23 protein-coding genes and 2 pseudogenes are annotated in these 24081 nt (G+C 31.4%); 20 read left to right on the forward strand and 5 right to left on the reverse strand.

Translation table 11 applies throughout. From position 1 onward, the window contains the following. Positions 1-9 precede the first annotated feature (9 nt). The 4 genes and pseudogenes from BN2746_RS06135 to BN2746_RS09210 all read left to right on the forward strand — a co-directional run. Positions 10-2502: an ABC transporter permease gene (locus BN2746_RS06135; RefSeq protein WP_055078906.1), complete on the forward strand. Its 2493-nt coding sequence runs from the start codon at positions 10-12 to the stop codon at positions 2500-2502. 187 nt (positions 2503-2689) lie between these two features. Next, a complete protein-coding gene (locus BN2746_RS06140) occupies positions 2690-2962 on the forward strand; it encodes a type II toxin-antitoxin system RelB/DinJ family antitoxin (RefSeq protein ID WP_055078907.1) in 273 nt (90 codons plus the stop codon). Beyond that, complete coding sequence (locus tag BN2746_RS06145; RefSeq protein WP_055078908.1) at positions 2952-3230, forward strand: type II toxin-antitoxin system YafQ family toxin; 279 nt, start codon at positions 2952-2954, stop codon at positions 3228-3230. The genes BN2746_RS06140 and BN2746_RS06145 overlap by 11 nt, the downstream gene beginning before the upstream one ends. A gap of 4 nt (positions 3231-3234) precedes the next feature. Continuing rightward, a pseudogene (locus tag BN2746_RS09210) lies at positions 3235-3511 on the forward strand (nucleotidyl transferase AbiEii/AbiGii toxin family protein); the annotation flags it as partial. Positions 3512-3702: 191 nt separating this feature from the next. On the opposite strand, the pseudogene BN2746_RS06150 reads toward BN2746_RS09210, so the two are convergent. Further along, positions 3703-3966 (reverse strand): annotated as a pseudogene (locus BN2746_RS06150) (plasmid mobilization protein); the annotation flags it as partial. A gap of 350 nt (positions 3967-4316) precedes the next feature. Here BN2746_RS06150 and BN2746_RS06155 point away from each other — a divergent pair. The 8 genes from BN2746_RS06155 (at position 4317) to BN2746_RS06195 (ending at position 10454) form a co-directional block, all read left to right on the forward strand. Further along, entirely contained in the window at positions 4317-5021 is a 705-nt protein-coding gene (locus BN2746_RS06155) for a lantibiotic protection ABC transporter ATP-binding subunit (RefSeq protein WP_055078910.1), read from the forward strand. Further along, complete coding sequence (locus tag BN2746_RS06160; RefSeq protein ID WP_055078911.1) at positions 5014-5766, forward strand: ABC transporter permease; 753 nt, start codon at positions 5014-5016, stop codon at positions 5764-5766. The genes BN2746_RS06155 and BN2746_RS06160 overlap by 8 nt, the downstream gene beginning before the upstream one ends. Before the next feature lies 1 nt (position 5767). After that, entirely contained in the window at positions 5768-6496 is a 729-nt protein-coding gene (locus BN2746_RS06165) for an ABC-2 family transporter permease (protein ID WP_055078912.1), read from the forward strand. A 1-nt stretch (position 6497) separates the two neighbouring features. After that, on the forward strand, positions 6498-7166 hold the full coding sequence (locus tag BN2746_RS06170) for a response regulator transcription factor (RefSeq protein ID WP_055078913.1): 669 nt from the start codon (positions 6498-6500) through the stop codon (positions 7164-7166). Next, positions 7145-8482, forward strand: coding sequence for a sensor histidine kinase (locus BN2746_RS06175; protein ID WP_055078914.1), 1338 nt, complete (start codon positions 7145-7147; stop codon positions 8480-8482). The genes BN2746_RS06170 and BN2746_RS06175 overlap by 22 nt, the downstream gene beginning before the upstream one ends. A 302-nt stretch (positions 8483-8784) precedes the next feature. Next, entirely contained in the window at positions 8785-9078 is a 294-nt protein-coding gene (locus BN2746_RS09285; RefSeq protein ID WP_231718332.1) for a hypothetical protein, read from the forward strand. Between the two features lie 44 nt (positions 9079-9122). Beyond that, positions 9123-9875, forward strand: coding sequence for a class I SAM-dependent methyltransferase (locus BN2746_RS06190; protein WP_055078916.1), 753 nt, complete (start codon positions 9123-9125; stop codon positions 9873-9875). A 111-nt stretch (positions 9876-9986) separates the two neighbouring features. After that, entirely contained in the window at positions 9987-10454 is a 468-nt protein-coding gene (locus tag BN2746_RS06195) for a GNAT family N-acetyltransferase (RefSeq protein WP_055078917.1), read from the forward strand. 175 nt (positions 10455-10629) lie between these two features. Here BN2746_RS06195 and BN2746_RS06200 read toward each other — a convergent pair whose 3' ends face one another. Next, positions 10630-12012 carry an MATE family efflux transporter gene (locus BN2746_RS06200; protein WP_231718333.1) on the reverse strand — a complete coding sequence of 461 codons (1383 nt, stop codon included), beginning with the start codon at positions 12010-12012 and terminating at the stop codon, positions 10630-10632. A gap of 123 nt (positions 12013-12135) precedes the next feature. Between BN2746_RS06200 and BN2746_RS06205 the strand changes: the two genes are divergently transcribed. The 7 genes from BN2746_RS06205 (at position 12136) to malQ (ending at position 19879) form a co-directional block, all read left to right on the forward strand. Beyond that, on the forward strand, positions 12136-12393 hold the full coding sequence (locus BN2746_RS06205) for a putative signal transducing protein (protein ID WP_055078918.1): 258 nt from the start codon (positions 12136-12138) through the stop codon (positions 12391-12393). Positions 12394-12554: 161 nt separating this feature from the next. Further along, on the forward strand, positions 12555-13889 hold the full coding sequence (locus BN2746_RS06210; protein WP_055078919.1) for a sugar ABC transporter substrate-binding protein: 1335 nt from the start codon (positions 12555-12557) through the stop codon (positions 13887-13889). A 50-nt stretch (positions 13890-13939) separates the two neighbouring features. Then, positions 13940-14353: a hypothetical protein gene (locus tag BN2746_RS06215; RefSeq protein WP_055078920.1), complete on the forward strand. Its 414-nt coding sequence runs from the start codon at positions 13940-13942 to the stop codon at positions 14351-14353. Further along, on the forward strand, positions 14343-16358 hold the full coding sequence (locus tag BN2746_RS06220; protein ID WP_055078921.1) for a carbohydrate ABC transporter permease: 2016 nt from the start codon (positions 14343-14345) through the stop codon (positions 16356-16358). Before BN2746_RS06215 ends, BN2746_RS06220 begins: the two co-directional genes overlap by 11 nt. Then, on the forward strand, positions 16359-17252 hold the full coding sequence (locus BN2746_RS06225) for a sugar ABC transporter permease (protein WP_055078922.1): 894 nt from the start codon (positions 16359-16361) through the stop codon (positions 17250-17252). It abuts the gene before it with no gap. A gap of 8 nt (positions 17253-17260) precedes the next feature. Continuing rightward, the gene (locus BN2746_RS06230) at positions 17261-18346 is read left to right on the forward strand and encodes an ABC transporter ATP-binding protein (protein ID WP_055078923.1); all 1086 of its coding nucleotides are present in this window, start codon (positions 17261-17263) and stop codon (positions 18344-18346) included. 15 nt (positions 18347-18361) lie between these two features. Beyond that, positions 18362-19879, forward strand: a complete 1518-nt coding sequence (malQ, locus tag BN2746_RS06235) for a 4-alpha-glucanotransferase (protein ID WP_055078924.1) — start codon at positions 18362-18364, stop codon at positions 19877-19879. Between the two features lie 81 nt (positions 19880-19960). On the opposite strand, the gene BN2746_RS06240 is transcribed toward malQ, so the two are convergent. The 3 genes from BN2746_RS06240 to BN2746_RS06250 form a co-directional block, all read right to left on the reverse strand. Then, positions 19961-20809: an IS3 family transposase gene (locus tag BN2746_RS06240; protein ID WP_077064937.1), complete on the reverse strand. Its 849-nt coding sequence runs from the start codon at positions 20807-20809 to the stop codon at positions 19961-19963. Continuing rightward, complete coding sequence (locus BN2746_RS06245) at positions 20773-21333, reverse strand: helix-turn-helix domain-containing protein (RefSeq protein WP_055078926.1); 561 nt, start codon at positions 21331-21333, stop codon at positions 20773-20775. The genes BN2746_RS06240 and BN2746_RS06245 overlap by 37 nt, the downstream gene beginning before the upstream one ends. A gap of 81 nt (positions 21334-21414) precedes the next feature. Continuing rightward, complete coding sequence (locus tag BN2746_RS06250) at positions 21415-22665, reverse strand: ClC family H(+)/Cl(-) exchange transporter (RefSeq protein ID WP_055078927.1); 1251 nt, start codon at positions 22663-22665, stop codon at positions 21415-21417. 98 nt (positions 22666-22763) lie between these two features. Between BN2746_RS06250 and BN2746_RS06255 the strand changes: the two genes are divergently transcribed. Beyond that, complete coding sequence (locus BN2746_RS06255; protein WP_055078928.1) at positions 22764-24056, forward strand: D-serine ammonia-lyase; 1293 nt, start codon at positions 22764-22766, stop codon at positions 24054-24056. Positions 24057-24081: the final 25 nt, after the last annotated feature.

Raw genomic sequence — 24081 nt, forward strand, 5'->3', positions numbered from 1 at the left:
TGGTATAGCATGATTTGGCCTTTTGAAAATGATACCAGCAATATTGAAAAGAAGATTGCTAAGCGTAGTTTACATAATGAACAACAGCGCAATCTATTTGCAATCATTGCTTTGGTTCTGACTGCATTTATGATAACTGCGACATTCAGTATTGGATTTAGTTATTTTGAAACATATAAGATGCAGCAAATTCGGTTAATGGGGACTACTGCAGATGTAGGAATCACAAATGCAACAGAAGAACAGTTAGTAGAAATCTCAAAATCAAATCTTGTACAAGACGTAGGAATACAGCAACATTTAGGTAGTATTGATACAGAGAAACTGCAAAACGTAAAATTAGGTATAGTTTGGATAAACGATACAGAATGGAAGGTTCATCGTCTACCGACCATATCAGATATCGTAGGAAATTACCCTTTAAATAAAAATGAAATTATGCTGCCAACATGGGCGCTTAAACAGATGGGTATTTCTGATCCACAAATAGGGATGGAAATAGTATTGTCTTATCAAATTGGTGATAGCTATGATTATGTATCAGACACCTTTTTGTTGTCGGGCTACTATACGGACTACATTTCAATGCGTACAAATAATCGTGGCTATGCTTATGTTTCAGATGCTTTTAGGGACAGTTTAAATGAACCACTGGATAATAGTGTTACGGCAATGATTAGCTTTCAAGGTAATGGTGATGTTGATAAGAATTGTGAAAGATTACGCGATGAGATTGACTTTACAGCAGGTCAAACATTTGAAATTGTCCCATTAGGACAAGCTAACGGATGGACAATTATTTTAGCTGTAATAATGTTAGCATTTTTTATATCATTTAGCGGATATCTTTTAATATACAATATTCTTTATATCTCTGTCATAAAAGATGTGCAATTATATGGTCGTCTAAAAACGATTGGAGCTACTAAAAAGCAAATAAAGAGAATTATCTATAAACAGACAATTAAAATTTCCTGTATTGGTATTCCGCTTGGTTTGCTACTTGGTGCGATTGTTTCTTTTGGTGTTGTTCCCTATTTCCTGAATATGATGTACTCAACAAATTCTGATGTGGGAACAAAAATATCTTTTTCGCCTTTTATTTTTATTGGAGCAGCTATATTTACATTCCTGACAGCTATGATTGCAAGCATGAAGCCTGCTAAAATTGCTGGGGGCGTTTCACCAATAGCGGCACTTCGATATACAGTAAAAAGCACAAAGACAGTCACCAAAAATGGCGGAAAAATGAAGTTATCTAAAATGGCATGGAACAATGTCTTTAGAAATGTAAAGAGTACAATTCTCGTCTTTACGTCATTGTTTTGTGGTTTTTCCTTGTTTCTAGTTGTCACGGGATTATTGTATGGATTAAGTCCAGAGAATTATGTTAAGCAATGGGGAGTAAGTGATTTTGCACTCACATATAGTATTTACGAAGATGAAGATTTAATTACCAATGAAATGGTGTCAGAGATTAGACAGATTGATGGAATCAAGAATTTGAGGTTGACATATGCGTCTTATCCTCAAGTAACAGTAGATGTTTCATATGATGATGCTGTATTTCATGACTTTCTCATGTCGTTAGATGGAGTAAGTGGACTTGATTTATCCGATTCTTCAAAGTTAAAAAATTATCAGCAAAATTTTTTCAGCGGAGTTTTTGGAATTGATAATGCATATTTGAAAGAAGTCAATGAAAACTTAAATTCGCCCGTTGATATAGATGCCTTTGAGCAAGGAGATGTTGTGTTACTTTCCAATACGTTAGAAGGCATCATTCAACCAGGACAGAAAATAACTATTCAGACACAGAACGGACAGCATTCTTTTGTAGTGGCAAATGGTTTTTTGAATGATGGTTTTCGTGCCGGAGGAGGAAATGAGCGTGGAACAGCTCCTGATTTATATATTAGCCAAAGAGCCGTACAAGAACTTTTTCCACGAAATAGAGTGTTTCGCATGGCCTTTGATACGGATGGTCAAAATGACGAAAGTATATTGAAAGAATTAAAGCAAATCACCTCATCTAAAACTAAAATTGATATTGTATCCCGCTATGAACGTAGAGAAGAAGTGCGAGATTATCTAGTTACAGCAAATGTTCTGGGAACAGGGTTATCTATAATTTTAATGTTAGTGGGTGTTATGAACTTTGTAAATACAATGGTTGTTAACGTAAGTACTAGGCTTTATGAATTAGCTGTTCTTGAAAGTATTGGAATGACAAAGAAACAAATTAAACGGATGCTGTCTATGGAAGGTTTATACTACTGGGGTATTTCTTTTTCCCTCGTAGTCACAATAGGGACGGCAATCTTCTTCTTACTATATGTTTTATTTAGCAAAGTAGTCTATTATGCTGTTTTTTCTTATCCATTTATCCCGATGATACTTGCATCTGGACTGGTGTTGTTAATTTGCCTTATAGTTCCTATATTAGTATACAAAACTGATATTAATCTTCCAGTTGTTGAACGTTTGCGATTGATAGAGTGAGTTTAAATAAAAAGATATCTTTCAGATTAATAACATCTAAAGGGAGCAGATTCTAACTGCTCCTTTTTTATTGAAGGGAGTAAGGATTTTTTATATATGTTATATAAAATTTAAAATCAATCAATATTGACAATGTGTTGACACTGCACGAAAAAAGTCATATAATTATTCTAAAGGAGATGAGGATATGGCTACAACAAATTTGAATATAAGGACAGATAAAGAAGTAAAAGAAGCAGCAGAAAAAATCTATTCTAGTTTAGGTTTAAATATGACTACTGCAATTAACATGTTTTTAAGGGCAAGTATTAGAGAAAGTGGCATTCCTTTTGATTTAAAACTTGATGTTCCAAGTGATGAAACCATAAAAGCTATAGAAGAAGGAAGAATGATAGCAAAAGATAAGAACGTCAGAGCCTACGATAATATGAATGACTTGAGGAAAGCTCTTGAAGTATAAAATAAAGTTTACTAAGAAATTTAAAAAGGACCTAAAGCATGCTAAAAAACAAGGGAAAGATATTGAAAAGCTATTTGAAATTATTGAGAAGATAGCAAAAGATGAAGCTCTTGATGAAAGATATAGAGATCATTCATTAGCTGGAAATTACAAGGGGACTAGAGAATGTCATATAGAGCACGATTTTTTGTTGATATATGAAAAAATAGATGAAGTTTTAGTATTATCCATAGTAAGAACTGGCTCACACTCTGATTTGTTTAAGTAAAATAACACGAATGAGAGACTTCTACGACATATACACCCTATACAAACTAAAAAAGATGAGATAAGCTATGAAATTTTAAAAGATGGAGTAGAAATAACCTAAAACAAAAGAGAAAGCATAGAGATAATGAAAGACTATGAGGAAATAATTGAGGACATAAAAGAAGATTCATACCTAAGACCTTGTGGAAAGTATATCTCAGTGAGAATAAGTATATTGGAGATTTGACATTTGATAGGGTTGTTGATGTGGTGAGAATTATTTCAAATAAAATAAATTAATCATGACCACACATTTTACAGGTGGTTCATGAGGGTCTGTAAATAATTTTGTGTATCAACCTAAATCCTGATATAGGGTAAGGGTTGATACATTTTTTTTATGTATCAATACCTATCCATTCCTATAGGAATGGAGCTTGTCTTAATTTTACACGACTTTAATAAGCTGTCAAATTTTTCGGAAATTTGCAGTCGATTTCATTTTTGTATATAACACCAGTTGTATTAGTTGCTTTTGCAATCTGGTTTATATTATTTGTTGCCTTTGAAAGTAGCCATTGTAGCTTTCTAAATGGTTCTAAATCTACTACATAAATTTCTTTTTCTAATACACACTTTCTAAGAAGGTGGGACATAGTTTTGCAATTTGCAAGTTTCATTTTCTTTTCAAAAACTTCCTTTTCTTCCTTAGTTAATTTTATTTCTATTCTTTCATTTCTGAATCTATTTGCCATTTTATTTTCCTTTATAAAATATATTTCGGGGTCTTAGGGTCCTCCCTAACAAGGTAAAAATTAGCAGTAGACTTCAACCAATCGCTAACTATATTAGCTCTTGGGAAGTCCTTGCATAGCACCTACCAAACACTTGAGTAAACTTTCGTGTGGTTAGGTGCGTAAAAAAATGGAGCATTCCGTAAAGGTTTGCTCCATTAATTTTTACGTAAGTGTCCGTACACTTACTGTGCTTGCTTCTTTCAAAGCTCCTTTCAAAGTTTATATATTTTTTTTAAAAAATAGAGTAATTATAATTTGGTTATTTTTTAATATTAGAATTGATTAGATAAGAAATGGAGGAATAATGTATGGAAATTATGCTTGAAACAAGAAATTTAGCAAAGAAAATCAAAGAACAAATGATACTTGAAAATGTATCAATTAAAGTAGAAAAAGGAAAGATATATGGATTATTAGGACCAAACGGTGCTGGCAAATCAACACTATTAAAAATAATTACTAAAGTTATGAATTGTACATCGGGGGATATTTTTTTTGAAGGAAAAAGCATGTGTACAGAAGATTTAAAAAAAGTTGGAGCTATCATAGAGCATCCTGCTATCTATCCAAATTTAACAGCATATGAAAATCTGGAAGTTTTAACAGTATTATTAAATATTGACAAAAGAAGAATTGACTATGTGTTAAAAATAGTTGGTTTAGAAAACACAAATAAAAAATTGGCAAGAAATTTTTCGTTAGGTATGAAACAAAGACTTGGAATCGCAATGGCGTTGATAAATAATCCAGAATTATTAATACTTGATGAACCGACAAATGGATTAGATCCTTTGGGAATTCAAGAATTAAGAGAATTGATAAAAGAGTTTTCTAAAAAAGGAATTACAGTCATTATTTCAAGTCATATTTTGAGTGAGATAAAGCAGATAGCAGATAAGATAGGAATTATTAATAATGGACATCTCATTTATGAAGCGAATAATTCTGATGAGATGGATCTGGAGAAGCTATTTTTAGAAATGATAAAAAAGGATGTGAAAAATAATGATTAGTTATATTAAAACAGAGTTAATGAAAGAAAAAAGATCTGCTAACTTTAAATTAGGAATCATTGTGCCTATAATTTTTATTTTATTTAATATAGCTATGGTTTGTTTGATGGGGAAAAGTCCAGAAGGGAAAAGTTACATATTGGCAACTTCTTTTAATTGGTATCCACTTTTAATTCTCCCAATAGTCTTGAGCTTACTAGTTGTGAATATAAGCGGTAAAGAAAAGAGTGAGCATATTGTTTTGCAAAAAAGTAAAAATTTGAGTTTTGCAAAAATAGAATTGGCAAAAAATATTATTATTGTAGCTGAATTGTTTACTATTACAGTAGTATCAACAATGTTAATATTTACTGTTGCTACATTTTTTCTGGGTGAAAAAATATCTCTAAGTCAATTAATTATGGCTACTATGTGCCTTCTTGTTGGAAGTTTGCCAGTAGTTGCTTTATCTTTTTTGATATATGGACTTACAAAAAAGAAAGCTGTTCTTATATTGTTGAATTTTGTGTTGACATTCCCATCAGCTGAGATTGCGGTAACAAAAAATTGGATTTTATTTCCATGGTCATATAACTTGCGAATGCTTAGTCCAGTTGTTGGAGTACATCCAAATGGCACTTTTCTTGAAACCGGCTCTGAACTACTGAATATGGAGGCAACATACTTAGGATTGTTTTTAAGTATTGCTGTCTATGTAGTCGTATTAACATTAAGTCTTTTAATTAACAACAAAAGGAGTAAATGAAGTGTATAATATAATATCATCATACTGGCTTAGAAGTAAAAGGACACCAGTAAGACTAATAACTTTTTTATGCCCAATCCTATTTTCTTTGATTTATGGTATGTACGCGATAAATTCAAAAGGATTAATCGGAAAAGAAATGGGAGTGTTTTTTTGCATATATATAATTTTAGCGAATTTTTCGATAAGTTTTTATATCCCAATGATAGATGAAATTGATAAGGTTGCTGGAAACTTTGCAAATGATTTAAGGACAGGTATTAGTCGGAAAAAAATATTCTTTTCTAAATTTATTTATATCTCTGTATTAATATTTATCATTGAATTTATATCTGTCTTGGTAATGATGTTTATAGGTTTTGGGAAAGTCGAGTTTAATTATATAAGTATAGTTTTATGCTTTTTTACGGGAACAGTTATGTTAATACCGATGATTCCTGTCTATCAATTTTTAAGTTTGAAATTAGGTTTTTCCAGTAGTATACTGGTCGGGGGTTTTTTAACACTATCAGGCATTTTGTTGGGAACTACAGAATTGGGTGGTAATGTTTGGTATTTCTTACCGTTTGTTTGGCCGATAAAACTTATTTTTGCTTATACAAGTCATGAAGTTACCAGTCATGTTATCTTGTTGTTTTTAATGTTATCAGTAATCGTTGCTGTATTTTTTATAGGCGTAGTTAATAGTTGGTATAATAGATGGGATGGTATTAATAAAATGGAGGAGTAGGATGAATTTATTAATCATAGATGATGATAAAGATTTACTGCGACTTTTAGATATGACTTTTAAGAAAGAATATAATGTTGACCTTTGTGATTCAGCTAAAAAAATTGTTCCTGAACAGCTGGTTAAATACAATTTGATTATTCTTGATGTCATGATGGATGAAATGGATGGATTTGAGTTCTTATCACGATATAGAGAATTGATAGATGCACCTATTATCTTGTTGACGGCCAAAAATTTCGAAAAGGACAAGATAGAGGGGTTTGCCTTAGGTGCAGATGATTATGTTACAAAGCCATTTTCTGTATCTGAAATAAGGGCGAGAGTTGCAGCACATCTTAGAAGAGAAAATAGAGATAAGCACAGCAGAATAATTGATTATCCAATTTCTTGTGACTTGTTGTCTAAAAAAATATATTTTAAGGAAAATGAAATTATTCTTACCAAAAGTGAATATGAAATATGTGAACTACTTTTAAAAAATAGAAACCAGGTATTTACCAAAGAAAAAATTTATACAACAATTTATGGATATGATGCTGAAGGAGATAGTTCAACTTCTATTACGGAAAGAATAAAAAAGATAAGAGAAAAATTTGCTGGATTTTATATAGATCCAATTAAAACTATTTGGGGAGTAGGGTATCAATGGGAAGTAAAAAAAGCTTAACCTATACAATTAGTAAATTTGCAATTTTAGAATTATTTTTTGTGCTATTTATGCTTTTATTCTCCTATATGCTTCTAAAATTTTTAATTAACACTGGCGTAGTATATCCTGCAAATTATGCAGATATAAATTCCGATACAGTAAAATATGAATTTCTAAAAGAGAATTGGAGGATTGATAAAATACCATTTTTTTATGAATATCAATTAAGAGACAATGGGGAAATTATACAAAATACGATTGATGAACGCTATAATCAAAAAATAAGTGAAGCATTACAAAACGGAAAATCTTCAAAGGATCAAATAATAGGTTCAGATGTATTTAAGGCTTTTAAAAATGGAAATAAAGATTTGATCATAAAATATAAAATCAGTGCCATACCTACCAATCCAAATGTGTATAAACTAATTGGGAATTTTGAACCAGTGTTTTTTATAAGCGTGTTTTGTCTATGGCTAATTGGATTTATTTATTTAATAAGTAATTTGACAAGGGAATTAAGGAGTGAAATTAGAAAGATATCCAAGGCTAATGATAATATTGAAAAATTACAATTAGAATTTGAAAGAGAGCATTCCGATTATACAGAAATTTCAGGAGTATTGGATTCGATAGATAGAATGGCAAGGAGCTTAAAGGCATCATTAGAAAAACAATGGGATATGCAGATGACACAAAAAGAGATGATTGAATCGATTACTCACGATGTGAGGACTCCGATTACTCTAATCAAAGGGAATATTGAATTATTAAAAGAAGATCAAGAAAATGTTCTTGAAAGAGCTGAAGATGCTCTAAATGGTGTGGAGAGATTGGAATCTTTTTTAAAAAAACTAAATGAATTTTCTGATTTGATGGAAACTCCAAAGGAAGTTGTATCAAAAGAAGTTTTAGACTATTGGGCAAAAATTGTGAATAGTATTTGTAAACTTAAAGGCTTTAGCGTATCAATTCTTTCGTATGATGCAAGCAATATTAAACTAGATAAAAATGCAATTTCTATTGCGATACAAAATTTAGTAAATAATGCAATTGAAAACTCTTCAGTGGGTTCTACTATATTCATCGGATTTTACGATGATATAGATGATTATACAATTGTTGTAAGGGATCAAGGCGATGGATTTAATAATGATATTCTTTACGATGTAAAAGGAAAATTTATATCAACGAAGATGTATGATAATAATATACATGGCTTAGGGCTTTCAATTGTTACTAAAATACTTGAAATTAACAAGGGGCAATTGTTGCTAAATAATTATGATGATGAAGATAATGGTGCTGAAGTTAAAATGGTATTTAAAAAGTAAGAATATTTAAAAAAAATAAATATAATTATTATTAGAAATCGTCTCTTTCATTTTAGAGGAGGGTGTGTGAGAATTTAATCATTCTGACACACCCGCAATTTACAAAAATTAACTGGCAATGTGTAAGATCAACCAAAAAAGGTAAAAAATATTGCCCTCATTCAAAGGGAATACAAGAAGCGGCAATAGAAAAAGCTTTTGTTGAAAGCTACAGGCAATTATGTCATGCAGATTCAACAGTAATAGATTACTTTTAAAAAATTGTTGAAGAAGAAATAAATGATGAATCTTTAGTCAAGGATTTGAAAAAGATAGAAAATCAATTAAATAGAATCATTAGTCAAGAAAGAAAGTTAGTTGATCTTCATTTAGAAGATAGTATAGATGAAGAAGTTTATGATAAAAAGTATAAAAAACTTACAAAACAAAAAGAAGGATTACTTGATGAAAAGAAAACACTGGAACTAACAATAAAAGATGAAAATTCTATTAAAGAAAGACTAAAACAATTTAAAAAGGTCTTAGAAAATAGAGAAATTATAGAGGAATTTAACAGAACAGTATTTGAAAGCATAGTTGATAAAGTTGTGGTTTGAAGAATTGACAAAAATAAATTAGAAGAGTGCGAGGTAAACTATTTATGAAATCATATCAGGATATAAATAAAGAAACTATCGATAGATGGGTTGAAGAAGGTTGGGAATGGGGAAAGTCTATTTCCCATGAAGATTACATTAAGGCGAAAAATGGAGAGTGGAAAGTTTTTCTTACTCCAACTGTAGCAGTGCCAATAGATTGGCTTGGAGATTTAAAGCGAAAGAAAATCTTAGGATTAGCATCGGGAGGCGGACAGCAAATGCCGATATTTAATGCTTTAGGTGCCACATGTAGCGTAATTGACTATTCTTCAAAACAAATTGAATCAGAATATAATGTTGCAAAGAGGGAAGGGTATACAATAGAAGCAATAGAAGGTGATATGACTAAAAAACTTCCATTTGATGGTGAGACATTCGACATTGTTTTTCATCCTGTTTCAAATTGTTACGTTGAAGATGTACAGCATATTTTTAATGAGGCGTATAGGGTATTGAAAAAAGGTGGTATTTTTCTTGCTGGATTAAATAATGAAATAAACTACATTGTAGACCAAAATGAAAGAGAAATAGTTTGGAAAATGCCATTTAATCCATTACAAGATGAAAAAGCTAAAGAGTTCATGGTTAAGGAAGATGCGGGAATGCAGTTCTCGCATGATATGACAGAACAAATAGGTGGTCAATTGAAAGCTGGTTTCACCTTAGTAGATATTTATGAAGATACCAATGGATTTGGAAGACTACATGAATTGAATATTAAAAGTTTTATAGCAACAAAGTCAATTAAAAAATAAATCCCAGTTTGTCGATATGATATGTTTACAAAATCAGATAGGATTACTTGAAATAGTTGATTTTTACTCGTTTCATGTGGAGGCGGTATTTTTTTAGAAAGGATTGGATAAATGCTTAAGACTTATATTCCAGAATATAAAGACTTGTGGTTTAGGGAAAAGATGCTATCAGATTCAGATACCATGTCCTACAATAAGGCATGGGGAGGCACTATTGATTTTCCAGAATCTAAGTGGAAAAGATGGTATCATTATTGGATTGAAAAACCAGAAGATAAAAGATTTTATAGATATTTGATTAATGAAAACAACGATTTTATTGGAGAGATAGCTTATCATTTTGATGATGAGGAGAGAAAATATTTAGTAAGTGTAATAATCTATTCAAAATATCGTGGAATTGGTTATGGACGTGAAGGCTTGGAACTATTATGTTGTTCAGCAAAAAATAACGGACTGAAAAGTTTATATGATAATATAGCTTTAGATAATAGTGCCATAAAACTTTTTTTAGAAAGTGGATTTACTGAAGAGTATAGGACAAAAGATATAGTTATGCTTAAAAAAGATTTAGAGTAAATATATCTTGTGTTTAGATTTTTCATTTAATTCTAATTAAAAATGGAACAAAAAACTGTTGGGTTATGTTTAATCATACTGAGTCCAATAGTTTTTTAATATAAATAATAATATAAAAAACAAGAGGAGATGTGAACTTTATAAGTTAGAATCTCCTCTTAATTTTTGATTTATTTTATGCGTAGTCGATATTTTCAATTTCGATTTCTTTATTCAACAGTCTTAATTCTTTTATCATAAATGCAAGTGTCAATATAAACGAAAGTATATCGGAAATAGGATAAGTTAACCAAACTCCGTTAAGGCCTAAAAATCTTGGAACTATTAATAGTACTGGCAATAGTATCAACAACTGACGTGATAGTGATAATATAATTCCTCGTACAGCTTTTCCTGTTGCTTGGAAGTAGTTTGAAGAAATTATTTGGAAACCAACAACTGGGTTTGCAAGTGAGCTTAGCCTTAAACACGAAACTGCACCAGGCATTACCTTGTCAATATCTTTTGCGTTCATAATAAATGCTTTTATAAGTGTTTCAGGGATAAACATCATTGCAAGATAGGTCAAAGTCATATAAATGGTTGCAACTATACATGCCAGTTTAAAAGCTTCTTTGACTCTGTGGTATTTTTTTGCACCATAATTAAATCCAATGATAGGCTGGCTTCCTTGATTGAGTCCAAACACTGGCATAAATGCAAGTGTGGAAATGCTGTGCATGATTCCCATGGCTGCAATTGCTTGATCATCACCATAATGATTTACTTGAAGGTTAAATACAACAATTACTAAGCTTGCAGCAAGTTGCATTCCAAATGGAGCAAGTCCAAGAGCGATTATCTCTTTGACTACAGGGGTTTCGAGTTTTATATTTTCTCTTTTCAACTTCAATGAGGTTTTCTTTCCTAAGAAGAAAGCAAACACCCAAATCATGGATAAATATTGTCCTATGATAGTTGATAATGCAGCTCCTTTAACACCCATGCCCATTAGGATTACAAATACATAGTCTAAAATAATATTTGTTATTGCACCAATTAGCATTGTACCCATTGCTGTTGAAGGACTGCCTTCACCTCTTATGAAAAAGTTCATACCAAATCCAAGGAGCTGGGCTGGTATACCAATTGCTATTATAAATAAATATTCAGATGCTATAGGAAGAAGAGCTTCACTTGACCCAAGTCTTTTTAAGATTTCTTCAGGAAATAATAAAATTATAATAGTTAACGCAACTGATAATATAAATTGAAGAGTAAAGGACTGTCCAAGTATTTTTTCTGATTGTTTTACTCTTCCCTGACCCATTCTTATTGAAGAAAGAGAATTTCCTCCCATACCGATAAGCATTGAAAATGCCATTATAATTAAACTTACAGGATAAGTGAGATGAACTCCTGCGATTGCAAGAGAACTTACTTGCCCCAAGAATATTTTATCTATAACATTGTATAGGGCGTTAACCAACATTCCTATAATTGCAGGTACTGAAAATTTTATCAATAATTTTTTAACATCTTCTTCACCAAGTAACTTATTTTTTTCGATTTTTTCCATAATTCACCCCACAAATATTTTTATTTTCCTTAAAATACAATAATAGATTTTAACACAAACTTGCGTATAATACAAAGGAAAAGGGTAAAATAATATTGAAAATTAAAGAAAGAAGTGATAGACATGAAACTGCTTTTACAATCGAGTAATAATTTTTTGATTACCACAGTTAAAACTATTTTAAAGGACAATAATATAAATTATGTGGATAGTGAAGGTGACTTTAATGGATATCTAAATATCATGGGTGCAGAAGTTGTACGAAATGAAAGTATCTTTATAGATGAGAATGAATTTGAAAGGGCATATTCACTACTTCAAGGATTTTTAGAGTATGAACCTGATTGTGATAACGTTTATTTAGATGATGATTCTATATGATGATTCAAACAAAGCAACAATAAAGAGGTTGAAATTAAAAAATTAATTTAGGAGATTTTCAATATTGCTATTCACAAATTCTTGTTTATAGTATATTATAAATATGAAACGGATATAAATTTTTGTTTCATAAAAGCGTTTTCAAAAAAAAGGAGGAGTATATGAAAAATAAATTTTCAAAAATTTTGGCTCTAACATTAGGAGCGACAATGGCTATAACTGCCTGTGGTAAAAAAACAGGCGGTGGGGAGAAAGATTCTACAGCACAAGTAGAGTCAGAAGGAATTAAATCTGAAATAACTGTACAAGTTGAAAAGGATTGGATGGACTACTATCAAAAGGCGGTTGATAAGGTTCTTGAAAAAAATCCTGATTCTAAAATTAATCTAAAGGAAATAGGCTCATTTGATCACTTAGATATATTGAACAGTACTGATGCTACAAATCCTGACTTTGCAGATGTGTTTGCACTACCACTTGATAGATATACAGACCTTGTAAGTCAAGATGTTTTAGGAGCAGTCAATGCACCTGCAATGGCAAAAGAAATAGGTGGATATGACAACTATGATGAAAGTCTTGGTGGTTTCTTTAAAGATGGAGAAGATTATTTAGCATTTCCTTTTAATATAGAAACACTAATAACTTATGTTAATAAAGAAAATGCAACAAAGGCAGGAATCGATTCTGAAAAACCTATAGAATTAAATGATATAAAAGATCCTGCAAATGTTCTTTTGCCATTCTTTGACGCTTGGTTTGGTGTAGCATCTACAAACTCAGCGGGAATTTCTCTTCTAAAAGAAGAAGGAGACAAGTTTGAATCAGACATGACAAAAGACTTTAAAGATTTAAGCGAAGACCAACAAAAATTATTTGAGTCTTTATATGAATATTGGAAGAAAAATAATGAAGTAAATTCACCTCTATTTTCAGGAGAAGATGAAGGTTGGGCATATATAGGTGACGAATTTACAACAGGTGGTGCAGGTGTTATTAGACTTGGTGGCCCATGGGAGTTAAATGACAATGTTGAAAAAGCAGGAGATAACCTTGAAATTTATCCAATAGACCATATAACAATAAATGGAAAACCACTTTCTCACTGGCAAGGTGGATGGGCAATGGCAATAAATGCAAGGATTGAAGAAGATGCGGATAAAAAAGCATTAGCAGAAAACTTTATAATGGAACTTGTTAATCCAGAAAATGCTGCAGAATTATTTAAGGCAACAGGAAAGATACTTCCAAATGTATCTGCAGAAGATTATGAAAAGACAGATCTTTCTGACTTAGATAAGAAAGTTATTAAGAATGTTATAGAATCATATGATATTTCTGAACCAAGACCAATTTTTAAAGAGTATGGAAATGTTTGGGACACATGGAAAAATGCAATTCTTTCATGGAACAATGTTAAACCTACAAATGCTGAAGAAGCTTACAAGGAACTTAACGCATCATTCAAATCCATGATGGAAAATATAGGTAACTAATATGATAAAATTAACCGGGGATTTTCCCCGGTTAATATTTAGGAGTAAAAGTGAAAAGTGAAAAATATATTACAAGAATACTAATCACAGCGGTCTTAATACTAATAATGGCATCATTTGAAGCATTTATTAAAGGGAAGTCTTTAGCGCTTTTTAATTTATTTCATACTAAAACTGGAGGAGATTTAGGGGATTATATAAATTTTGTTATGTTTAACTATTTTTTAGACATACTTGAACCTCTAATTATATCTCTCTTCTTAGTATTTGCCGTTAAAAAACTTAAAGTAAATAATCTCATGAAATTTGTGCTCGCAGGAATGGTAGCTGCAAAACTCATATTTAAAATAACCAAGTTGGAATTTAATTCAATATTTTTCTACTTGGAAATTTTGTTATATTTATTACTTTTCTACTTTATCATAACAATACCGATCTTTAGAGAGGATAAAAATGAACTATAGATTAGAAATTAGGGATAGTTTTGGAAATGTTCATGAAAGAAAAAATCAATATATCTTAGACTCTATTAAAAATGTAGATGGACAGGTAAATAAAAAAACCCATCCCTATAACAAAAAATTAAAAGAATTTAAACAAGCGGAGAAAACTTTTCTTAAATCCTTAAATAAGGTTGATGCTCACATTGAAAATGGAGATAGCAGAAGCATAAAAAATCTTAAAAGGAGATTGTCTAAGGCTCAGTTAAAAAAAGATTTCTATGGTAAATATTTAGATTTAACTTATGATGCAGTTCTTCAATATGAAATTGCAGAGGCTGAAAAAGATCAAATTCCAGCCATATTAAATCACTATGAAGAACTTAATGAAAAGCTTTCTGAAAGCGAAGAAAGATTAAAGAGTTTAAAACCTTCAGAGCTTAAAGAAAGAGAGTCTGAAATTGAAATAAAGAAAAAAGAAGAGATAGAGAGATTTCATCAAAAAACAAATGAAATAAATAAAAAATATAGCGATGGACTGATTTCTAAAAAGGCAAAAAAGACTGAAGGTAAAATTGCTATAAGAGAGCATAAAGAAAAGTTAAATGAAATTGAGCTCTTAAATGAAAGTAAGTCGATAAAAGAAACTATTGAAAACTTAAAACATCGAAAAAAAATAGATGTAAAGTCAATGGATAACGTACTTGAATCCTATATTTCAAATATTAGAAGAAAAACTCCAGTAGAAGTAGAACAAAAAAAACCTTTTATAAGTTTCTTAACAGCAGTTTTACCTGGACTTGGACAGTTGTTAAATGGACAGAAGATGAAGGCGTTTTTATTTTTCCTCGGAAGTTTGTTTATTTATTTAATAGCAATACCATATGCTCTTGGATTTGGTAACTATCAAGGCGATGGAATTGCAGGGTTAGTCACCTTAGCAGAAGGCGGAAGAAGACTAGACAGATCAATTATGTTTATGATTGAAGGAATCATCGCTATAATTTTAGTTATTTTAGCATTATTTATCTTTATAATGTCCTTTAAAGATGTTCATAGAGTTGAAAAAGAGAAGATTGAAGGGATTAGACCTAAGAACTGGTTTGAGTCGAAAGAAGTTATTGCAACAGATGGTTTCCCATATTTAGCTTCTTCACCAGGCTATATTCTAACTATATTTATAGTTCTGATTCCAATTATAACAGCAATCTTGATTTCTTTTACTAACTTAGATCCAAATCATCAATCTAAATTTAATTGGATTGGAATTGAAAACTATAAGATATTATTCTTAGGAAGGGGAGTAGCAGGGAAAGCTTTCTGGTTAATATTGATTTGGACATTAATTTGGACTCTTGGAGCAACAACGTTAGCAATACTCCTTGGATTTGTATTGGCGCTTCTTGCAAACCAAGAGAGAATTAAAGGTAAGCCCATCTTTAGAACAATCTATTTATTACCTTGGGCAGTGCCTGCCTTTATTACGATAATGTTTTTCTCTTTGATGGTTGGAAGACAGGGACCTATTACCGAGCTATTTAAAAATGCATTTAATATTACTTTGGATGTAAAATCAAATCCAACACTTACAAGGATATCTTTAATACTTCTACAGGGATGGCTTGGTTCATCTTATATATTTCTGTTATCAACTGGGGTATTACAGGGAATTCCTAAGGACTTATATGAAAGTGCAGATATTGATGGAGCTACAGGATTTCAAAAGACTTGGAGAATTACAATTCCACTTGTACTATTTCAAACAGCTCCACTTTTGATAAGTCAATATACTTTCAACTTCAATAACTTTTCCATTATATATCTCTTTAATGGAGGAGGACCTTTCAATCCAAGTAAGTATGGAAACCTTGCAGGTTCATCAGACATTTTGATTTCATATATTTACAAGCTTACCATGGAGTCAAACTATCAGGCTCTTGGTGCAGCAATAAGTATATTGATTTCACTTGTACTAATGTTTTTTGCCTACATTGGATTTAAAAACACTAAAGCGTTTAAGGAGAGTTAAATGAGTAAGAAAAATAAAGAAAAAAAATTACACCTTTCTGACAGTCAACCACTGGATACTATAGGAGTAATATCTTTAATTATCTCCTACATTCTTTTAATAACTTGGGCGATTTTAATTATATGGCCACTTGCTGTAATGGTTATATCAAGCTTCAATGGAGGACAGAGTAGATATATTTCCCTTTCAGGAAATTTCAAGTTTTCATTTAAACATTTCAAATATCTGTTTACTGAAACTTATTTCTTAAAATGGGTTAAAAATACAATTGTAATTGCAGTATCAACTTCAATCTTAACCTTAATTATAGTTTCCTTTACGGGATACGCTTATTCAAGATATAGATTTAAAGGCAAAAAAGGTAGTCTAATGGCAATTATGTTAATTCAAACCATACCTGCATTTGCTGGAATAACTGCATACTATGCAATACACTCAATAGTAAGTGGTATTATACCAGTGTTTTCAAGAACTGCAATGCTTATCTTAATATATTCAGGTGGTGGAATTGCATCAAACACCTTTATACTAAAAGGATATATAGATTCAATTTCAAAAGAACTGGATGAAGCTGCAAAGATTGACGGATGTTCTAACCTTCAATTATATAGACTTATAATCATGCCAATAGCAAGGCCTATGCTTGCAATTATAGCACTATGGTCATTCATAGGACCATTTATGGATTATATGTTGCCGAAGATTCTTCTAACAAATCCATCAGAGTACACTTTGGCTACAGGGCTATATACTTTGATAAGTGATGTTAGAACAATGAATGCACCTGCTTTTGCTGCAGGTGGGTTATTGACCGCTATACCTATAATTATTTTATTTATCAGCCTTCAAAACCAATTGGTTTCCGGTTTAAGTAGTGGTTCTGTTAAAGGTTAGGAGGAAATATGAGAGTATTATTAAAAAATATTGGTAAAAAATATGAGGGTAGAGATAAATTTACCATTAGAAATATAGATTTGGAAATTAAAGATAGAGAATTTTGTGTAATCTTAGGTCCATCTGGTTGTGGTAAGTCAACACTTTTGAGAATGATAGCAGGGCTTACTTCAATAACAGAAGGGGAACTTTACTTTGGAGATAAACTTATGAACAGGGTACTTCCAAAGGATAGAGATATTGCAATGGTATTTCAATCCTACGCTCTTTATCCTCATCTTACAGTCTATGACAATATGGCGTTTTCACTTAAGATGAAAAAAGAAAGAAAAGAAGTTATTCATGAAAGAGTTATGGAAGCCGCAAAGATTCTTCAAATTGAAGACTATCTCTACTCAAGACCATCAGACATCTCAGGAGGACAAAGACAAAGGGTTGCCCTTGGTAGAGCCATGGTTAGAAAACCTAATGTATTTTTGATGGACGAACCACTTTCAAATCTTGATGCAAAACTTAGAGAGCATATGAGAGTTGAACTTGTAAGACTACATCAAAGACTTGAGACGACTTCGATATATGTAACTCATGATCAAACAGAGGCCATGACCATGGCAGATAAAATAATCTTACTTGACAAAGGAAAGATTCAACAATTTGGTACTCCAAAGGAATTTTATGACAAACCACAAAATTTATTTGTAGCAGGGTTTATAGGATCACCTACTATGAATATTATAAAAGGCAAAATGGAAAACGGAAAATTTGTATCAGAGCTTAAAGATATAGTAGTTACTCCAAATGAAAAAGATCTTTCTTCATTAAATAATTATGAGGGAAAAGAAGTTTATATGGGAATAAGATCAGAAAGATTTTTGGCAAAGAAATCTGATGAGAATTCTTTTCAAGCGAAGGTTGAAGTAATAGAAATGTTAGGAAAGGAAAAATTACTTCATATCAGAACAAAAGAAGGACAGGAGATGGTCGTATCTCAACCAGGTCACTTCCTATATGAAACTTCGGAACTTCATAACTTTACATTTGACTTAGATGCACTTCATTTCTTTGAATCAGATACAAAAGAAAGAATTAATTAGTAACAGGAAAGATTCATGCTGGACGAAAAATATAATTTTAAAAAGATTAGTGAAAATAGAACTTCAGGAGTTCTTCTTCATATAACTTCCCTTCCAAATGAGTTTGGAATTGGAAGCCTTGGAGAAGAATCAAGAGAGTTTATAATTAAATTAAAACAAGCAGGACAGACTTGGTGGCAGATACTTCCAATAGGACCAACAGGATATGGAGATTCTCCTTACCAATCTTTTTCAAGCTTTGCAGGTAATCCATATCTTATAAATTTGGATTATTTAAAGGACTGCTCTCTTTTAACTGACGAAGAGATAACAGAAGTGAAGTCTTTATACGACTGTAATAGAGTTGACTTTGGAAAATTATATAACGAAAGGTATAAAACTTTGCGAAGGGCATATGAAAGATTTGATAAATCATCACTTGATTTTGAATCATTTTGTAGAGAAAATAGTTTTTGGTTAAATGACTATGCGCTTTTTATGACTCTTAAAGACGAAAATAATGGCAAGCCTTGGCAGAGCTGGGAAGATAAATATAAATTTAGAGATAAAGAAGCAATTGAAGAGTTTGAAAATAATAATTTTTCAAAGGTAAATTTCTATAGATTTTTACAATTTCAGTTCTTTAGCCAATGGGATGGGCTAAAGCGCTTTGCTCATGAAAATGGGATAAAAATAGTGGGAGATTTACCAATATATGTTGCTGAAGATAGCTGTGATTGTTGGGCAAATTCAGAACTTTTTTCCCTTGATGAAAATTTAAAACCCATTTGGGTTGGGGGATGTCCTCCAGATGGTTTTTCTGAAGATGGACAACTTTGGGGAAACCCTTGCTATGATTGGCAAGTTCATGAAGAAACGGACTATGACTGGTGGGTTAATAGATTTAAGTGGCTGTTTTCAATTTTTGATTGCGTAAGAATTGATCACTTTAGAGGATTTGAATCCTATTGGAGAATACCTGCAGGAGATGACACTGCAAGAAATGGTTCATGGATACAGGGGCCTGGAATGAAATTATTTTCAAAACTAAAAGATGAACTGGGAGAGCTTCCTATAATTGCAGAAGATTTGGGATACATGACTAAAGAAGTTTATGAATTTAGAAGAGAAACTGGATTTCCAGGAATGAAAATATTATTATTTGCCTTTGCAAAAGATGCCTCTTCAGATTATCTTCCACATAACATGGATAAAAACTTCGTAGTTTATCCTTCAACTCATGACTCAGATACAGTTATTGGGTGGATTAAAGAGCATGATAGTGAGGAAGTTGAGTTTGCAAAGAGATATCTAAACATGACTGAAGAAGAAGGTTTAAATTGGGGAATGATTAGAGGCGCAATGACTTCGGTTGCAGACATGGCGATTTTTCAAATGCAAGATATACTTGGACTTGGGAATGAAACAAGGATGAACTACCCTGGAACAGCTTCAGGAAACTGGACCTGGAGAATGAAACCAGGAGAATTTTCTGAAGATTTAATAGAGAAATTAAAATTATATACACAAATGAGTGGACGATTAAAAAAATAATATTTTGATGGAACAAAAAACTGTTGGAGGAGTTTTAACAAGTGATGTGTACCCATAAAACTGGACACATTATTAAATTAATTATTTGCAAGAGGATGCTATCCTATATTTTATAGGTGGCATCCATTTTGTTTTTGATTGAATTCTTTCGTTATTGTAATAATATATATATTCCTCAATTGTTCTTGAAAATTCTTCAAAAGAACTATAGCTCTTTTCATAACCATAAAAAACTTCATTTTTTAACCTGCCAAAAAATGTTTCCATGATAGAGTTATCATAACACTTCCCTTTTCTTGACATTGATTGTTTTATGCCATGTTTTTTTAGTTCATTTACGTAATAATTATGTTGGTATTGCCAACCTTGATCTGAATGAAGTATCAAGTCATTTAGTTTTGGAAATTTGCTAAATGCTTTTGTTAACATATTAGATATTTGTTTTAAATTAGGACTTAAGGATAAATCGTAAGAGATAATCTCGTTGGTATACATATCAAGTATTGGAGAAATGTAGCATTTACCCCATGAGAAGTTAAATTCTGTAACATCTGTTAACCATATTTGGTTAGGTTTGTCAGCTTTAAATTCTCTATTTACAAAATTATCTGCTACTTTTCCTACTTCTCCTTTGTATGATGATATTTTTCTTGATCTTTTTCTAAATATTTTTAGTACATGCATTATTCTTAAAACTCTTTTATGGTTGACATTAAATCCTTTATTTTTTAATACCATAGTTACTCTTCTTACATCCATATCTACCTTTTGATAGGTGAATATCTCAGATATCTTATTTTCTATATGCTTATTCCTAATACTAACAACATCAACTTTTTTCATTTCAAAATAGTATGTTGACCTTGGCAAATCAATAGCTATTAAAAGATATTTTAGTTTGTATCCTTTGTCTTTGAGTTGTTTGACAATCGCTGCTTTTTCGCCTTGAGTTGCGCAGCGTAACGTTTTTCTCTCAAGGCGATCTCTTTTTTTATTATTTCGTTTTCAGCCTTTATATATTCATTTTCTTCTCTTATTCTTTTTAATTCTTCTCTTTCACTTTCTTTTTTTGGTGTATGGATATTTGTCTTTTTCATGGTTGTATTTTTAGATTTACGACCTTTCTTCTTATTTACAAGACCATTATATCCATAAATTTTGTAATTGTTAACCCATGAATAAAGTTGTCCCTCATTAATTCCTTTTTCTATTGCAGTAGACTTTATTGATTTTCCAGCTATCACTTTAGATACAATTTCTAATTTCTCATCAGGTGTCCAATTAATATTACTTCCATGTTTTAAAATTTCTGGTCCATGAAGTTCTTCTAACCTAAACCACTTTCTAATTGAATCATGAAAGTTTTTTTCTTCAACTCCTTCAGGTGTATCAGGCCATTTACCTTCTCTATACAATTGTACGCATTCTTTTTTGAATTCATAACTATATTTCATAAAAATACCCTCCTTACTGGTTTGTCCAGTAAAGAGGGTACATATCAAAGCCTTCCAACAGTTTTATTTTGTTCCTTTATTTTATAGATTTAAAGATTTAGATGTCCAATTTTTTAAACTATGATATACCGGATCAGATTCCAAAAACTCTGCAACGATAAGTGAAATTGATGAAACTATTACAAGGGGAAGTAGCGACATTGCCCCTCCAGTCATTTCAAAAACTAAAATCACTGCAAGGATTGGAGCCCTTACAACAGAAGCAAGAATTCCAGTCATACCCAAGACGATAAATGCTGAAGTAAGATTTGGAAAGTATGGACCCAATATTTTAGAAAATATACTTCCAGTTAGTGCACCAAGCACAAGTATTGGTAGAAATATTCCGCCTTGTGCACCTGTACCGTAGCAAAAGCAAGTGAAGATTAGTTTTAATATAAGCATTGTGAGTAAAATTCCCAAGGAATAGTCTGAGTCCATTAAACCTTCTATTACATTGTGACCGCCGCCTAATAAATTTGGCATAAACACAAATAAAATAAATGCAAATACGCTTGCAAACATTGGCTTAAATCTCTTTTTAAGCTTAATTTTGCTAAACATTTTTAAATTAAACATTAAATTAGAATTGAATAGGACTCCTATAATGCCTGTTAAAATGCCTAAAATTATAAACAGGATTAGAGACTTTCCATCAAACTTTATGTCTGAAATTTGTGAAAATGAGTTGTTGTATCCAAATACCTGCTTACTTACAAAGTCTGCCACTACACAGGCTATTAACATAATTACCAAGAGTCTTTGAGTTATTCTCTTATACATCTCTTCAATAGCAAATAAAGCTCCAGATAGAGGTGCATTAAATGCAGCGGCTATACCAGCTCCAGCGCCTGCAGCAACAAATATTTTTGTCTCTGTATCCCTTTTTGTTTTATCGGAGACGAGTTTTCCGCATGAACCTCCCAATTGTATACAAGGTCCTTCCATTCCAAGAGAGTATCCTATAAAAGATCCAAGAGAACCACCGATAAACTTTGCAAAAATTACTTTAAGTGGATTCATACTCACCTTAGATTCAATTTCTAACTGGATTTGAGGAATACCTGAACCAGAGGAAAGAGGTTCGTATTCTAACAGAAGTCCAACTATGTATCCAAGGATCAGGGAAACAATTAAAAAAATAAAATAAAATTTAAAATCTTTTCCAGCAAACAGATTCACTCTGAGTTTTCCAAGGAGAGTTAAAGAGTATCTGTAAGCTGAACAGATAAGTCCGGCCATTAGTCCTATAACAAGACCATAAAATCCGGTTACTAATGCTTTTTTCTTCATATAATCACCTAATATAATTTTACCATATTTTTTTAACATTTAAGTATTAGTGCAATAATGGGTAAAAGATAAAAAGAAAAGAAAATTATGGAGGAAACATGGAATACTTAAATAAATTGAAAAATAAAGAAGAATTTTTTTGGGAGAATCTAAAACTTGGAAATAAAAGTGAAGAAGATTTTGGTTTAAACTTTGAAGGAGTTTATGAAGCAGAAGAGATTTTAAAAAAATTTGCACCATTTATTATGAAAAAATTTCCAGAGACGATAAAAAGAGATGGAATAATTGAATCGAAAATTTCTGAAATACCAAATATGAAAAAAATTTTAAATGAAAAATATCAAAGCAATGTATCTGGAAAAGTTTTTTTAAAACAAGATAATGAACTTGCAGTTGCAGGATCTGTTAAAGCAAGAGGTGGAATATATGAAATTTTAAAATATACCAAGGAGATTTTAGTTGAAAATAAATTATTAGAAGAAAATGATGATTACTCTTTAATAGCGTCACGAGAAGTAAATGAATTTTTATCAAAGTATACAATCCAAGTTGGATCAACAGGAAATCTTGGACTTAGCATTGGTATTATATCAAGGACATTGGGCTTTAAAGTTGTGGTTCATATGTCAAGAGACGCTGCACAGTGGAAAAAAGATTTGCTTAGAAGCTATGGGGCAGAAGTTATAGAGTATGAGGGTGACTATGGAAAGGCTGTTGAAAGAGGAAGAAAGCTTTCAGAAGAAAATACATATTCTTATTTTGTGGATGATGAAAATTCTAAAAATTTATTTTACGGATATGCGGTGGCTGCCATTAGACTAAAAAAACAATTGGATGAATTAAATATAATAGTTGATGAAAAAAATCCTCTATTTGTATATATACCCTGCGGAGTTGGAGGAGCACCTGGTGGAATTGCCTATGGTCTAAAGGAAATATTTGGAGAAGATGTTCATATATTTTTCGTTGAGCCAACCAACTCACCATGTATGCTCTTAGGAATGGCAAGTGGTAAACATAGAGACATTTCAGTCTTTGATATAGGGTTAACGGGACTTACCCTTGCAGATGGACTTGCAGTTGGAAGACCATCAGGCTTTGTAGGCAGGGTTATGGATAGTATACTCTCTGGAATATTTACAATAGAAGATAAATATCTTTTTGATTACATGAAAGATTTATACTCAAGCGAAAATATTTTTATAGAACCATCTGCCGCATCCTGCTTTCAAGGTGTTGCAAGATTATATGATGACATAGATTTTCAAAACTACATCAAAAAAAATATTAAAACTGAACAGAAAAATATTAATCATATTCTGTGGTCAACGGGAGGATCACTTGTACCTATGGAAATAAGAAAAAAATATCTTGAAAAACCCTTTAAATAGATAGTAATAGTTTGATGATTTAAAT

Origin of the sequence: Lagierella massiliensis, assembly GCF_001407835.1 — a bacterium.
Taxonomy (GTDB): domain Bacteria; phylum Bacillota; class Clostridia; order Tissierellales; family Peptoniphilaceae; genus Mediannikoviicoccus; species Mediannikoviicoccus massiliensis.

Excerpts from the sequence above, each read along its gene's own strand:
- BN2746_RS06135 (WP_055078906.1), top strand. The coding sequence starts at position 10 with ATGATTTGGCCTTTTGAAAATGATACCAGCAATATTGAAAAGAAGATT.
- BN2746_RS06140 (WP_055078907.1), top strand. The coding sequence starts at position 2,690 with ATGGCTACAACAAATTTGAATATAAGGACAGATAAAGAAGTAAAAGAA.
- BN2746_RS06155 (WP_055078910.1), top strand. The coding sequence starts at position 4,317 with ATGGAAATTATGCTTGAAACAAGAAATTTAGCAAAGAAAATCAAAGAA.
- BN2746_RS06160 (WP_055078911.1), top strand. The coding sequence starts at position 5,014 with ATGATTAGTTATATTAAAACAGAGTTAATGAAAGAAAAAAGATCTGCT.
- BN2746_RS06170 (WP_055078913.1), top strand. The coding sequence starts at position 6,498 with ATGAATTTATTAATCATAGATGATGATAAAGATTTACTGCGACTTTTA.
- BN2746_RS06175 (WP_055078914.1), top strand. The coding sequence starts at position 7,145 with ATGGGAAGTAAAAAAAGCTTAACCTATACAATTAGTAAATTTGCAATT.
- BN2746_RS06190 (WP_055078916.1), top strand. The coding sequence starts at position 9,123 with ATGAAATCATATCAGGATATAAATAAAGAAACTATCGATAGATGGGTT.
- BN2746_RS06195 (WP_055078917.1), top strand. The coding sequence starts at position 9,987 with ATGCTTAAGACTTATATTCCAGAATATAAAGACTTGTGGTTTAGGGAA.
- BN2746_RS06200 (WP_231718333.1), bottom strand. The coding sequence starts at position 12,012 with ATGGAAAAAATCGAAAAAAATAAGTTACTTGGTGAAGAAGATGTTAAA.
- BN2746_RS06205 (WP_055078918.1), top strand. The coding sequence starts at position 12,136 with ATGAAACTGCTTTTACAATCGAGTAATAATTTTTTGATTACCACAGTT.
- BN2746_RS06210 (WP_055078919.1), top strand. The coding sequence starts at position 12,555 with ATGAAAAATAAATTTTCAAAAATTTTGGCTCTAACATTAGGAGCGACA.
- BN2746_RS06220 (WP_055078921.1), top strand. The coding sequence starts at position 14,343 with ATGAACTATAGATTAGAAATTAGGGATAGTTTTGGAAATGTTCATGAA.
- BN2746_RS06225 (WP_055078922.1), top strand. The coding sequence starts at position 16,359 with ATGAGTAAGAAAAATAAAGAAAAAAAATTACACCTTTCTGACAGTCAA.
- BN2746_RS06230 (WP_055078923.1), top strand. The coding sequence starts at position 17,261 with ATGAGAGTATTATTAAAAAATATTGGTAAAAAATATGAGGGTAGAGAT.
- malQ (WP_055078924.1), top strand. The coding sequence starts at position 18,362 with ATGCTGGACGAAAAATATAATTTTAAAAAGATTAGTGAAAATAGAACT.
- BN2746_RS06245 (WP_055078926.1), bottom strand. The coding sequence starts at position 21,333 with ATGAAATATAGTTATGAATTCAAAAAAGAATGCGTACAATTGTATAGA.
- BN2746_RS06250 (WP_055078927.1), bottom strand. The coding sequence starts at position 22,665 with ATGAAGAAAAAAGCATTAGTAACCGGATTTTATGGTCTTGTTATAGGA.
- BN2746_RS06255 (WP_055078928.1), top strand. The coding sequence starts at position 22,764 with ATGGAATACTTAAATAAATTGAAAAATAAAGAAGAATTTTTTTGGGAG.